The sequence below is a fragment of the Sphingomonas sp. Leaf38 genome (genome assembly GCF_001421825.1).
GTDB lineage: Bacteria > Pseudomonadota > Alphaproteobacteria > Sphingomonadales > Sphingomonadaceae > Sphingomonas.
In genome coordinates this window covers 54,068-66,347 of record NZ_LMLD01000009.1, presented here as the reverse complement: position 1 = coordinate 66,347, position 12,280 = coordinate 54,068, and the positions used below count along the sequence as shown (strand labels likewise).

General features: G+C 60.9%; 13 protein-coding genes. 5 read left to right on the top strand and 8 right to left on the bottom strand.

Annotated elements, in window-relative coordinates; all coding sequences use genetic code 11:
- Positions 1–694 (top strand): alpha/beta hydrolase (locus ASE88_RS02725; protein WP_200910131.1); only part of this gene is annotated, 694 nt, incomplete at its 5' end.
- Positions 695–865: 171 nt separating this feature from the next.
- Here the strand turns inward: ASE88_RS02725 and ASE88_RS18675 are convergent.
- From ASE88_RS18675 to ASE88_RS02700, 6 genes are all read right to left on the bottom strand, one after another.
- Entirely contained in the window at positions 866–1,192 is a 327-nt protein-coding gene (locus ASE88_RS18675) for a hypothetical protein (protein ID WP_156356885.1), read from the bottom strand.
- On the bottom strand, positions 1,189–1,680 hold the full coding sequence (locus ASE88_RS02720) for a hypothetical protein (RefSeq protein WP_235527734.1): 492 nt from the start codon (positions 1,678–1,680) through the stop codon (positions 1,189–1,191). Before ASE88_RS02720 ends, ASE88_RS18675 begins: the two co-directional genes overlap by 4 nt.
- Positions 1,681–1,703: 23 nt before the next feature.
- Positions 1,704–2,231 (bottom strand): hypothetical protein, encoded by a 528-nt coding sequence (locus ASE88_RS02715; protein WP_082466135.1) that lies wholly within the window; start codon positions 2,229–2,231, stop codon positions 1,704–1,706.
- 67 nt (positions 2,232–2,298) lie between these two features.
- Complete coding sequence (locus ASE88_RS02710) at positions 2,299–3,648, bottom strand: hypothetical protein (RefSeq protein ID WP_056475184.1); 1,350 nt, start codon at positions 3,646–3,648, stop codon at positions 2,299–2,301.
- A gap of 282 nt (positions 3,649–3,930) precedes the next feature.
- The gene (locus tag ASE88_RS02705) at positions 3,931–4,986 is read right to left on the bottom strand and encodes a CsgG/HfaB family protein (RefSeq protein WP_056475181.1); all 1,056 of its coding nucleotides are present in this window, start codon (positions 4,984–4,986) and stop codon (positions 3,931–3,933) included.
- A gap of 1 nt (position 4,987) precedes the next feature.
- Positions 4,988–5,389, bottom strand: a complete 402-nt coding sequence (locus ASE88_RS02700; RefSeq protein ID WP_235527733.1) for a curli assembly protein CsgF — start codon at positions 5,387–5,389, stop codon at positions 4,988–4,990.
- A 375-nt stretch (positions 5,390–5,764) separates the two neighbouring features.
- Between ASE88_RS02700 and ASE88_RS18120 the strand changes: the two genes are divergently transcribed.
- Positions 5,765–6,478, top strand: coding sequence for an HWE histidine kinase domain-containing protein (locus tag ASE88_RS18120; protein ID WP_082466133.1), 714 nt, complete (start codon positions 5,765–5,767; stop codon positions 6,476–6,478).
- A gap of 2 nt (positions 6,479–6,480) precedes the next feature.
- Here the strand turns inward: ASE88_RS18120 and ASE88_RS02695 are convergent, their stop codons facing one another.
- Complete coding sequence (locus ASE88_RS02695) at positions 6,481–7,071, bottom strand: response regulator transcription factor (RefSeq protein ID WP_156356883.1); 591 nt, start codon at positions 7,069–7,071, stop codon at positions 6,481–6,483.
- Positions 7,061–8,494: a sensor histidine kinase gene (locus ASE88_RS02690; RefSeq protein WP_056475175.1), complete on the bottom strand. Its 1,434-nt coding sequence runs from the start codon at positions 8,492–8,494 to the stop codon at positions 7,061–7,063. Before ASE88_RS02690 ends, ASE88_RS02695 begins: the two co-directional genes overlap by 11 nt.
- Positions 8,495–9,270: 776 nt before the next feature.
- Between ASE88_RS02690 and ASE88_RS02685 the strand changes: the two genes are divergently transcribed.
- The 3 genes from ASE88_RS02685 to ASE88_RS02675 form a co-directional block, all read left to right on the top strand.
- The gene (locus ASE88_RS02685) at positions 9,271–10,374 is read left to right on the top strand and encodes a histidine kinase dimerization/phosphoacceptor domain -containing protein (protein ID WP_056475172.1); all 1,104 of its coding nucleotides are present in this window, start codon (positions 9,271–9,273) and stop codon (positions 10,372–10,374) included.
- Positions 10,371–10,835: a response regulator gene (locus ASE88_RS02680; RefSeq protein ID WP_055875707.1), complete on the top strand. Its 465-nt coding sequence runs from the start codon at positions 10,371–10,373 to the stop codon at positions 10,833–10,835. The genes ASE88_RS02685 and ASE88_RS02680 overlap by 4 nt, the downstream gene beginning before the upstream one ends.
- A 119-nt stretch (positions 10,836–10,954) precedes the next feature.
- The coding region (locus ASE88_RS02675) for a PAS domain-containing protein (protein ID WP_056475170.1) at positions 10,955–12,280 on the top strand (1,326 nt) is incomplete at its 3' end.

Here is a 12,280-nt window from a genome sequence, read left to right as displayed (position 1 = left end):
CGTCGGTGGGCCGGGTGGCTATCACGGGCTGGCGGCTGCGTTCGCAAAGGCGATGAAGGCGCGCGTCTACCTGCCGGACTACCGGCTGGCGCCGGAGCACGCATTCCCCGTTCCGATCGAGGATACGTTCGCCGCCTATCGCTGGCTGATCGACCAAGGGCAGGATCCGAAGTCGGTGACGTTCGCCGGCGACTCCGCGGGCGGTGCGATGGTCGTCTCGGTGATGATCATGGCGCGCAATGCCGGCGTACCGCTGCCGGCTGGTGGCGCCGCGCTCTCGCCCTGGGCGAACCTCGAGCACACCGGTGCTTCGATGTTCAACCGCGAAGGCCTGGACAGGCTGAACACCAAGGCCGGCCTCGACCTGATGGCCAAAACCTTTCTGGGTGGTGCGTTGCCGAACAGCCCCGAGGCATCGCCGGTCTTCGCCGATGTCCGTGGCCTGCCGCCAATCATGGTACAGATCGGCGAAGGCGAACTGATGCTGAGCGACGCCATTCGTCTCGCCGCACATCTGGGCGAGAACCGCGTACGCGTCTCCTTGGAAGTATGGCCGGGCATGTTCCACGTCTGGCATATGTTCCATGCCGAACTGACCGAAGGTCGTGAGGCGATCGCGAACGCCGCGGCGTTCCTGGACCAGGCCATCGATACAGCCTGCAACGATCAGGTTCGCGACACCGCCACGCCCTGATCCGGCGTGGTCCACAACCGCCAAGCTCTTCTTATCGGTGGTGGGCCGATCCCCGGTAGCCGGTCGTCCAAATCCATCCGGCTACTTGGCGCGATGAGTTCGCGGAGGCGACGCTCACCCGTATATTCTACCGGACAGACCACGGAATGACGAAGATGGACTTCTCCGGCGTCAAAAACATAGTCGATCCTCATAGCGGTCGTGATCGCCTTCGACGACCGTCAGGATCGCGCAGCCGGCTGTCGTGGCCATGACGCTAACTTGTGAAAGAACGCGACGATCACCGTGCACGCGCGTGCGTCCCCGGTGGTGTGTTGCCGACGCTCCAGTAACGGTCAGGTGATATTGCACCGTCTTTGGTACGGTGCTCTGCGCTGTTACGGTGATGACAATTCGGCCGTCGGACCGGGCTGTCGTCATGGTGACCGAATGAGGAGCGTCGTTCGTCATCGTCGTCATTCCGGCAATCGTGGCGATCTGGAGGAGGCGATGGATCACTTGCGATCATAACCCGTCGACGGCGGCGCCGGTGCGATGATCGGCGCAACGGGCCATGTGTCGATATCCGGCCGGAACATCCGATCCGCGTTCCTGAACGTCGATAGGAAGGTGGCGAGAGTATCCGGGCCGACCGATTGGGCTAACAGTTCAGGGGACGGCTGCTGGCCGCGGGCGCGGATCGCCTGCCAAGCCAGGGCCACCTCGCGATAGAGCGCCATGTCTGGTCGCTCGGATGCACCGTCGCGGACGAGGTCGTTCTCCGGCGACGCGTTCCCGTCGACCCGGCGGTCCGCTGCAACCTGATCCATCCGTTCGTGAGGAGCCGTCCGCCCTACCTGATCAGCCGTGGGTTTGGATGTGCGTGTTGCGATCTGGCTCATGGGAGAAATCGAGGCGGCATCGAGGCCGTTTGGCCGAACTTCCGTTTTCACGCGCTCAACTGCGCAGGCAGACGGTAGGATAGCGATCACGATCACCGCCGCCATCCGCCTGAGGAAGGGCTTACAGATCATCGTGTCTGCGCGACGGAAACCGCCGCGTTGCCGTACTGCGACACGGAAATGGCAAGCGCGTTTCCCGTCTGCGAAACCACGGCGCTATTATAGCTCCCCAGCTGATCCAGAGCGATGAAGTTACCGCTGCCGTCCTGCAGAAGGTCTGCGATATTGTCGGTCCCCGACTGCTGGATCATGAGCATATTCAGCTCGCCACCGGTCGCGCTTTGCGATGCAATCACAAAGTTGCGATCGCCGGTCTGTGCCGCGTCCAGCAGGTTCCCGCCGCCGGGGACGCTCGCTTGCCCAACGTCAACCGAATTGGCGGTGCCCGATTGGGAAAGGGTAGCGCGGTTGGTCGTTGATGACTGGATCAGGTGTATCGAATTGCCGTCCCCCTCCTGTACGATCGTCGCGTCCGAAGCTTCCGTCGCCGTAGGGTCGATCTGATCGATGACGGCCTGCGGTCGCGTAGCAAGCTGGCCGGAGGCGGGAGCGCCGATAGCCATGCAGAGAGCACCGATCGTTCTGGAGATGCGCATGATCCTGCCTCCTTATGAGAAAAGGACCCGCCCCGGTGGTCAAGGCGCCGGGGCGGGCTTCGCGAACCTACTGGCTCACGGTCGCAGCGTTACCCGACCCAGACTGGGTCACGGTCGACAGGTTGCCGTTGGTGAACTGCTGCACCAACGCGATGTTCGACGATCCCGACTGAGTCAGGAACGATGTGTTGTTGTCCCCGTACTGACCAACCCCGGCATAGTGCATCGACCCCGTCTGCGAGATGGTCGAGCTGTTGAAGTCGCCGGTCTGCAGGTTCTGCGCGAGGCTATCGTTGCCGTCCTGTACGACCGACGACATGTTATCGTTACCCGTCTGGACAATCTGCGCCGAGAAATTCTCGGTCGGCGGGGTGTCCTCCTGCTGGTCGATGCTCGCCATGTTGCGGCTGCCCGTCTGCTGGATGAAGGCGTCGCTGTCCTCGGCCCGTTGCGTGATCGACGCCGAATTGTCGTCACCCGAGAGCTGATGCACGTAGGCGACCGACCGATTGCCGTAATTCAGGATCGTCGCGTCGCTGTTCGTTCCGGCCTGCAGGACCTCGGCATATCCCTGGTTGGCGCGTTGCAGGACGTCGGACGTATTGACGTCGCCCGACTGGTTGACGAAGACCGACGAGTTGATTGGCCGGACGCCACCTGGCGAAGTCTGGTCGACGCTGCTGTCGTTCGCGTTGCCCGACTGGATGACGGTAGCAAGCACGTTCTCACCGTCCTGCACGATAGCCGAGCCGTTTGCGTTGCCGCTCTGCGTCACGAAGGCCTGATCGTTCGTACCGGTCTGCTGGATCGCCGAAGCGTTGCTCTGCCCGCTCTGGGCGACGAAAGCTCCGTCAGCGTCGCCGGTCTGGTCGATCGTGCTGCTGTTGAAGAGTGCGGTCTGTGAAACGTCGGCAATGTGACCACCGCCGCCAGCCTGGTTGATCGTGCTGTCGTTACCCCAGCTGGTATCGCTGAGCGCCGCAACGGCGTCGCCTTGCTGCACCAGCGCCGAGTTATTGTCGCTCGACTGGACGACGGAGGATGACTGACCGTCATCGAGCTGCGTGACGTCGGCGATGTTGCCGCTGCCCGACTGGTCGATGGCCGAGTTGTTCTGGAACGCTTGCGTGCTGGCATTTTGCAGGACTGTAGCAGCATTGCTGCTACCCGACTGGATCACGTCGGAGACGTTGACGGGATTGGCGCCCGAGTCATCGTCCTGCTGTATGACGTCGGCGGAGTTGCTCGCACCGCTCTGCGTGACGGTGGACAGCGCGCCTGTGAGCGAGCCCACCTGATCGACAGTCGCGAGATTGCCGACGTTGGACTGCGTCACGGTGCTGGTCGACTGGGCCAGCGCCGGTGCGGCGATCGACAGCGCCAGTACGGATGCGGCGCCAAGGAGTACGTTCTTCATCGCTTCTTCCCTTCGTTCCCGAACGGCAGGATTGCCGCCCTGTTGACGTTCGTCGCCCGGAAGGGCGACGGCCCAAGGTCGCGGCCGAGCAGTTGGCGAGTGCTCGGTCGGCGGGAAAAAGGAACCACTTGCAAGGTCTGCCCGTATGGATGATCATGACGTCGCAGCATGCCGTGGTCCGAACAGGTCCCGCGGCCTGTTCACCCGGGTCCATCGGCGTGCGATCGGAAAATTGACCGCCGGTGGATCCGATCTCTTTTGCCGCCCACGCGGCCGATCTTATCACCCCGGTCTGGGCTTCCTGAGAAGCACCTCGGTGTCCTGTACGGCTGCGGGTGTGACAACGATGGGGCCGCTGCTCGTCGGATTCGGCCTGGCGACCGCCGGCGCCGGCACGACGGACTTGGGAGCCAACCGCGCGATCGACTTCGGTGCCTCACACGTACCGACATAATGCGTTCCGTCGGGCCGAAGCGCCAGTTGCACGCGCTTCGCATCAACGTCGTCACGGCGCGCATAGTAGCTGCGCACGACGCCCTCTGCGGTTGGGGCGTCGATGTCGAAGCACCACAGCCCTTCGACCGAACCCTCGACGATCAGACCGTACACGGCAGCCTCGATTGCCTGCTGCAACGCAAGCACATCGGGCTCATTGTAGGTTATGCCCGTCTCGAGCTCGAGAAGATCCTTGAAGGCCACGAACCGAAACGCGTTTGCGTTGATGCCAACCGAAGCGATCGACTTGCGGACGCTGATAGTCGACAGCACCTCGCCGGTCTTCACGCTGACGGCGCGAAGATAAACGGTGACAGTGTCCTCGCGATACTGGGTGCTGCCGCCAATGCCGAGGAAGCGCGCGCCGGCACCACCGGTCTTTGTGTTGCTGTCGTAGCCGATTATGCCTCCCTCGAGTAGCACGCCTGCGAAGAGCAAAGGTGGCAGCGCCTGGCGATTGAGCGTCCGCTCACCGAGATAAGCCGAGCGCATCTCGCGGATCACCGCACGCTCGCGAAGCAGGTTGTCGAGCCGTTCGCGTTCGATGACCGTGAACCACCGTTGGTTGCCGGCCTCTTGCAACGCCTTGACCAATATCGACGTGGCACCTTGGGTCACGGCACGCGAGAGCGTTTGGACGCTGTCGCTCGGCTTGAACTGCCCAGTCTGGTCGGCAAAGTTGTAGACCGCGATCGCTACACGCTCTCCCGCCGGGGGCAGCGCCTGCAGTTTGACCGTTGCCGGCGTAGGTCGGGTCGATTGGGCAGGCTCCCAAACCGACTGGTTGTGCACCGCGCACCCCGCGAGGAGAACGCCAATGGCGATAGCGGGCCAGTGCTTCATTTCAGCCTCCGAGCCCAGGGGTGCCACTATCGAGGAGCGGGACGACGATGACGGTCACGCTGCCGTCCGCGTTGTTGGTAATTGTCAGCGTCACCGAATCGATGCCACGAACGAACGAGATCTCTTGATCGCCGAAGCGGATAAGTCCGCTCTGCTGTGCATTATCGCCGAAGATCACATCGGTAATCTGGGTGGCCAACGATGAAAGCAGTCTGCTCTGCAGCGTTCGCAGGAACTGCGATGCGGGATCGCTCGAGTTCAGCGCCGTGGGATCCTTATACTTGCTCTGCGCAGTGGCGACACCAAGCAAATGCGATGAGTTAAAAGGATTTCCGCCAAATGATGGATTGATCGGTGTGTAGACCAGCTCCGATGCGGTTGCCGAAACGGGAAGAGCTGACAATCCTAGTATAGATGTCGCCGCAACGAGATGTCTGGTTCGCATCGCTCTCTCCCTGTTGCGATTTGAGCTACTCTCCCGTCTTATCGATGAATATCCGTGTCATTACGGATGCTCGCACGTCCTACATTCGTAGTTTTTCGGAATTTCGCGGTTCACCGGATCCCGGCTACGTTTGATCACCTGTTCGGCAACGCCCTATCTGCGAGCACCGCCGGCCAATGAGGGGATGGGTAGGTGAACGCGCGGCATGCTGATCGATCCGGTTTCACGCCACCTGGCGAACCTTGGGTCGGAATTGTCTTGTCGGATATCCCGATCCCCGCTCGACTGCTCGATGGGGCGGACAAGGTTATCTGGCGTACGTCGGGGTCAAGCATGGCACACAGCACCGCAGCCGGGATTCCCGCCTTCGATTTTACCGGCGAATCCTTGAGGCTGTGTTTCGAGCCGGCACCGAACGAGGCCGCATTCGACATGATACACGAGGTTACCCGCCGCGAAGGCGAGCATCGCGCTCGCAATATCGTCGCGTTAGCACTGGCGATCGCGCACCAGTCACTTGGGAAGCTCGCCGAGGATCCCGTGGTTGACCGATTCCTGGATCGGTTGCGCAGCCTGGACGCGGTAGCTCGGGTTGGATGCGAAATTGTCGGCGATCGCTGTACGATGGATATGATCGTACGGCAGGTCATGAAGCGGTTCGACGATCCGCAGCAGCCCCGAATTCATTATTCTGGTTCGCCCGTATCGATTCCTTCGCACTGGGCTCACCTGATAGCGATCATACTCCACGAGCTTGGCACCAACGCGATCCGGCACGGCTCGTTACGTGGACACCGTGGGGAGGTTAATCTGCGATGGTGCGTTGTCTCGAACCCCGATCCAGGTCGGTGTACCCTGCAATTATCCTGGCGTGAGACCGGGGGTGCACCGGTGCATGCGACGGGTCCGAAAGGTTTCGGTAGTCGCATCCTGCGCGACCTTGGATCTGTTAATCGACGCTGCACCGCAGAGTATAAATTGCCCCCAACAGGCCTCAATTATCACCTCTCCATCGAGTTGCAGGATAGCGAGGTGTCCTACGACTGACGCTAATCGACGTGCGCCTCCATGCCGAACCGCACGAGCTGTGACAGGCTGCTCGCACCTGTCTTCTCCATTAAGTGCTGGCGATAGGTCTCGACAGTCCGTGGACTGATTTCGAGTTCGATGGCGGTCTGCTTGGCGGTCAAGCCACGGACGATGTGCTTGAGCACCTGGCGCTCGCGCCGAGAGAGCGATGCCATGCACTGGGCGCGGACAGACAAGCGCGTTACGACATCGTGTACCGCCTTGACTGACTGCAACAGCCTGACCGCTTCGAACGGCTTCTCGATGAAATCCGCGGCACCGGACTTGATGGCCGTCACTGCGAGGGCGATGTCGCCATGGCCTGTGATGAGGATTACGGGGTCGGTGCGATCGAGAGACGGCAACGCCTTCAACAGATCTAGACCGCTCATGTCCTTCATCGCGATGTCGCTGAGGATGATACCGACCGGAAGGTGGGACACCTGCTCGACAAACGCCTCGGCACTGGGGAAAGAGCGAGTTTGAAATCGTTCGATCGCGAGAAGCAGTTCGATCGATCGGCACATTTCGGGCTCGTCGTCGATGATGTAGACGATGCGCTCACGCTGCATTAGCCATCCTTTCAGGCGCCGCGCGCCGCGGTAGTGTAAACCAAAAAGTCGCCCCCCCTTCCGCGTTCGTTTCGCCGGCGATCGTCCCGTGGTGGGCTGTCACGATTGTCCGTGATATGGACAATCCAACGCCCAAGCCGTCGACTTTCGTCGTACGGAACGGCACGAAAACGTCATCTTCGAATCCAGGGGCGATTCCCGGACCGGTGTCGATTACCGTAATCGTGCATTGGTCCGGTACATCGGCGGTCGCTCGCAACTCGACGCGTCGGATCGGCGAACCGGTGACCGCCTCCGCCGCATTCGAGAGGAGGTTGAGGACGACCTGCTGAATCTGCGTCGCGTCAATCAAGACTTCGCCCAGATCGTCCGCAACAAAAAGGCTCAACTCGGCGTCCGCCCGGCGGACTGCCATCGCTCCAATCCGTGTGCTCTCCATGATTAATTGATGCGCGTCGACCCATTGTGGCTGAAGCGGACTACGTCGAATGAAGTCGCGGAGCCGTCGAAGAACGGCAGCAGCGCCGAAGATGTGGCGTAAAGCGGCCTCGAGCGGCTCGCGGACTTCTGCTTCCAGACAGCCACGCGCAAGCGCGACCTGGGCAACTTTCGCATAGTTGGCGGCAGCGGCAAGCGGCTGGTTCACCTCGTGTGCGATCGCCGAACCAAGCTGACCCAAAGCGGTAGCCCGCCCTAACTGCAGCAGCTCGGCCTGGAGTTGCGCAAGCTGATCGGCTGCTGCGATGGCCTCCGTCTCGTCATGAATGTAGATTGTCTGCAGCTCCGACGTATCCAAAAACAATTTTACGCTTGAAACAGAAAGCGTCAGACGCCGACCATCGGCGCGATCGATGAGGCGGGATCCGGCAATGTCGGTTTGTGGGCCCGGAAGAACATCAGCAAGACGAAGGTATGTACCATCGTCTACGTCGATACCGAGTATCGAGCGTGCACTGGCATTGATCGCGACGACCTCGCCTTCCGAGTCCGCAATCAACATCGCAGCCGGCGTCGCACTGAACATAGACTGGAGAAAGACTTCTCGCCGACCGCAGCGTCGTGCTTCGGCGTCGGCGCACCTTCGTAGCGTGGTCATATGACCGCCGAACAGGATCAGCACGATGGAAAAAAGTGCAACGACGACAGTGTTGGTCGGCGTCACGTAGGGATGATCGGCATTCAGCACCACAGCAGCGGGGATGGTCGTCATAGCTACGACGCTCGCGTTCAGCGCGCCGTACCAAAAGGCGCCGAAAACGACGGCGACAAGTGCGAACGCGAAGGGTAGATCAATGCCGGCCAGCCGGCTGCCGATTGTCGAAAGTGCAATGCAGCAACCGCCTATGGCAAAAGCGGCCAGCAGTCCCCGTGATCGTTCCGGTACGTCAAGGCGTTGGTCGACGATGCCCAAGAGGCGGTGCATGGTGTCCCGAGTTCCTCTACCTTACAGGTCGTTGATTGTGACCCATTTTTTGGCAGGTTTACGGGAATGAGACGTCACGTCCAGCGTATTATTACGGAGTTAACCACGCTGACGTGACCCCCGTTTTTCCTCCGTTTGGAGCTAGGGTCGGACCCCGGAAAGGGGCGGACAGCTGAAGCGCAGGCAGTTTTCGGTCGAGCAGATCGGCATCGTAAAGGCGGCCGAGGCGCGTGCGGTGGTGACGGATCCGTGTCGCCGGAACGGGATGTCCGGTGCGCCCTACACGCGTGCCAGGCTAAGTTCGGCAGCTGAAGGTATCCGCTGCAACGGGGATGCGGGCGCTCGAGAAGGAGAAAGGCCGGCTCAAACGTCTGCTGGCCGACACGACGCTGGACACCGCAGGCCTGAGGACCTGCTGTCAGAAAAAATGGTGACCTTTGCCGTGAACCAGCCAGCGTTCGCCCATCGGGCATCGTATCGCGCCGGATGAGCGACAGACAGTTGGTATGCGATCCTAGCTGGTTCGGGTAGCCAAAACCCACCAGCGGTCACTCATGAGCCGTCTTCACGTTCCCATTTCTGCCATTCGTTCAGCGTCCAGCCTGCACGACGGGTCACCGATGTTCGAACCCAACGGGGCTCTGCACGCACAAGCCATGCCGCCAAGGGTCGTGCCTTAATGAGACAAACTCGACCGCTCGGCGGAACAGAAAACAATCGGGACGATTTAGTCCCGGCACGGAGTTCGGCTGGTCGGCACGCTGCACGGAGGCGTGATGAAGCAGCGGGACGATTGGCATCTGACGGAAGCGCTCGATTACGAGCACGGACGCGCAGACCCTTTTGCCGCGGCTGTTCGGGCTACCCGCATGCCTATGGTCATTACGGACCCCGCGCAGGCCGATAATCCGATCGTCTTCTGCAACGAAGCCTTTCAAACGCTGTCGGGCTATGACCGCAGCGAAATCATCGGCCGCAACTGCCGCTTCCTGCAGGGTCCCGACACCGACCGGGACCAGGTTGCCAAGGTGCGTCAGGCAATCGAGGCCCAGACCGACATTGCCGTGGACCTTCTAAACTATCGAAAGGATGGATCTTCGTTCTGGAATGCGTTGTATCTGAGTCCTGTACGCAATGATGCCGGCAAGGTTGTGTTCTTCTTCGCGTCCCAGCTTGATGTGACCGACCGCGTCAAGGCGCAGACGATCATCTCAAAGCAGAAATTATTGGTCGAGCAGGAGGTCGAGGCACGCACATCTGACCTTGAGGCCGCGTTGAATGCGAAAACTTTGCTGCTTCACGAAGTCGACCATCGCGTAAAGAACAATCTGACGATGATCGGTTCGCTTTTGCGTTTGCAGGCGCGCAGCATATCGGATCCAGCCATTTCATCGAAACTCGAAACCATGCTCGAACGGGTCGACGCGCTCGCGACAGTGCATCGCCGTCTTTATCAGTCGGACGACGTAACCCGTTTCGATGTCGGGGCGTTCACCGAAAATCTAATCAGCGACGTCGTGGGTGCCAGCCGACGCGACGACATCAAGCTGGTTTTAAACATTTCGCAGATAGAGGTGCCGTCCAGCAAGGCGGCATCGCTCGGACTGATCCTCAACGAAATCGCGACCAACGCCATCAAGCACGCATTTGCCGGCGGGCGGGCCGGTACGATTTCCGTCCGCACCGCCCTAGAAGGCAATAAGGCCCTGGTCGAAATCACCGATGATGGGCATGGGTTGGCCAACAATGACGGTCAGCCTGACGGCATTGGTAAGATGCTGATCTCCCGTCTCGCCAAGCAAGTCAGGGCGGACGTCGTCTGGTCCGACGCCGCCCCCGGTGTTCGGGTATCGCTCTCATTCCCGGTGGACGATCAATGAGTGCACGTGCCCAACCGCCGTTGAATGTGCTGATCGTCGAGGACGAAGCTCTTCTGGCGATGGATATCGAAGCGATGATCGAAGACGCCGGTCACCGCGTCATCGGCGAGGCGGCGTCTCTCTACGAGGTTGAAGACCTGGCAGGCGATCTCCATCCGGACCTGGCCTTTGTCGACATACAGCTTGCGAAGGGTACCAGCGGCCTGGACGTCTGTGCGTTGATCCGGAAGCGATGGGCGGACGCGATAGTCGTCTTCGTCACCGCAAACCCCCTCAAGATCCCAGCCGACTTTGCCGGCGGGCATGGCGTCATACCCAAGCCCTTCTCCCGGAATGGTCTGATGTCGGCAATGCGCTACATCGAAGAGGGCGTCTGCGATCCGCCGCCCGTATCCCCGCAGCCGGCGAGCTTCATTGCAGCACCCGCGTTTGCCGCAGAGTGGTCCCCGACCGGTTCCTGACTGTCGCTTGACGAACGGCACGCGTATGGCCTGGCGAGGTGGGACGACAGATGACACAAGTTCTACGAAACGTCGATTATGTTGATCCACCAACGTCTTACCGCTAGGGCGTTCCTGCTTTGGACCGTCAGCCACTCCCATATTCGCCTGTTCGTCCGCATGATGCCTCGGGTGTCGTACGGGAAGCCGTCGACGCATTTGCGTCGCGTCTCAACGAGCACGACCCCTTCGTCGCGGCGTTCGATCACTGCATTACGCCGATGGTCGTCAGCGATCCGACGCTACCGGATAACCCGCTGGTCTACGTCAATCGTGCGTTCGAGGCTCTGACGGGGTTCTCGGCGGCCGAGGTCGTTGGCCGGAACTGCCGTTTCATGCAAGGGCCGTTGACCGATCAGTCTGACGTCCACCGCATGAAGGATGCGATCGCGCGCCGTGAGCCGATCGATATCGACCTGCTCAATCACCGTCGTGATGGCACGCCGTTCTGGAACCGCCTCATGGTCGCTCCCGTGCATGATGCGACCGGCAGCCTACGCTATTTCGTGGCATCCCAGCTCGATGTCACGCTCGAGCGGCACGGGCTTTTGCAGTTGGAGCGCGATCGCGACACGCTGAGCGCCGAGCTTGCGGAGCGTGAAGTCGTTTTGGCCGAGCGAGAGGCGCGCCTGGCACTTGCGCTCGATGCTGGTGGATTGGGCACTTGGACGATCGACCTGCCGGAATGGCGGCTCAGCTATTCGCCAAGTTGTCTTGCAAATTTTGGAAGGCCGGCCGGAGAGATATTATCGCCGGAAGGCTTGCTGGCTTGCGTACACCCAGAGGATCGCGAACTCGTCAGATCTTCGCTGAAGAGGGTGATCGAGCAGGGCACGCGCTATAACGTCGAATACCGCATATTGACGCCTGAGGGTGAGCAGCGCTGGATCCATTCCCAAGGCGCGCTGCAGCGCCGCGCGGATGGCACACCGTTGGCGGTTTCAGGCTTTTCGAGCAATGTCTCGGCGCGCAAATTCGCCGAGGAACAACGGTCGGTCCTGGCACATGAACTGACGCACCGCGTGAAGAACACGCTAGCGACGGTCAGCGCCGTTGTAAGTCAGACGCTCCGCGATGCCGCGTCTCTTGATGAAGCGCGGGATGCCGTGTCGGGCCGCATCGCCAGCTTGGCGTCTGCGCACGAACTGCTGCTCAAGGACGAGATCGACGGCGCCGCGATCGGTGAGATCGTCGAACGCGTGCTGGCGCCGTTCATGGACAGCAACGGTCGACGGTTTTCCGCTGTCGGCCCGACGATACGGCTGACTCCGGAAGTGACGCTGGCCTTGTCGATGGCACTGCACGAGCTGGCGACGAATGCGATCAAATATGGTGCGCTCTCGGTACCGGAGGGTCAGGTGACCATATGCTGGGACCTAAACGGCACTGCAACCGAACGGCGGCTC

Excerpts from the sequence above, each read along its gene's own strand:
- ASE88_RS02720 (WP_235527734.1), bottom strand. The coding sequence starts at position 1,680 with ATGGCGGCGGTGATCGTGATCGCTATCCTACCGTCTGCCTGCGCAGTT.
- ASE88_RS02715 (WP_082466135.1), bottom strand. The coding sequence starts at position 2,231 with ATGCGCATCTCCAGAACGATCGGTGCTCTCTGCATGGCTATCGGCGCT.
- ASE88_RS02710 (WP_056475184.1), bottom strand. The coding sequence starts at position 3,648 with ATGAAGAACGTACTCCTTGGCGCCGCATCCGTACTGGCGCTGTCGATC.
- ASE88_RS02705 (WP_056475181.1), bottom strand. The coding sequence starts at position 4,986 with ATGAAGCACTGGCCCGCTATCGCCATTGGCGTTCTCCTCGCGGGGTGC.
- ASE88_RS18120 (WP_082466133.1), top strand. The coding sequence starts at position 5,765 with ATGGCACACAGCACCGCAGCCGGGATTCCCGCCTTCGATTTTACCGGC.
- ASE88_RS02695 (WP_156356883.1), bottom strand. The coding sequence starts at position 7,071 with ATGCAGCGTGAGCGCATCGTCTACATCATCGACGACGAGCCCGAAATG.
- ASE88_RS02690 (WP_056475175.1), bottom strand. The coding sequence starts at position 8,494 with ATGCACCGCCTCTTGGGCATCGTCGACCAACGCCTTGACGTACCGGAA.
- ASE88_RS02685 (WP_056475172.1), top strand. The coding sequence starts at position 9,271 with ATGAAGCAGCGGGACGATTGGCATCTGACGGAAGCGCTCGATTACGAG.
- ASE88_RS02680 (WP_055875707.1), top strand. The coding sequence starts at position 10,371 with ATGAGTGCACGTGCCCAACCGCCGTTGAATGTGCTGATCGTCGAGGAC.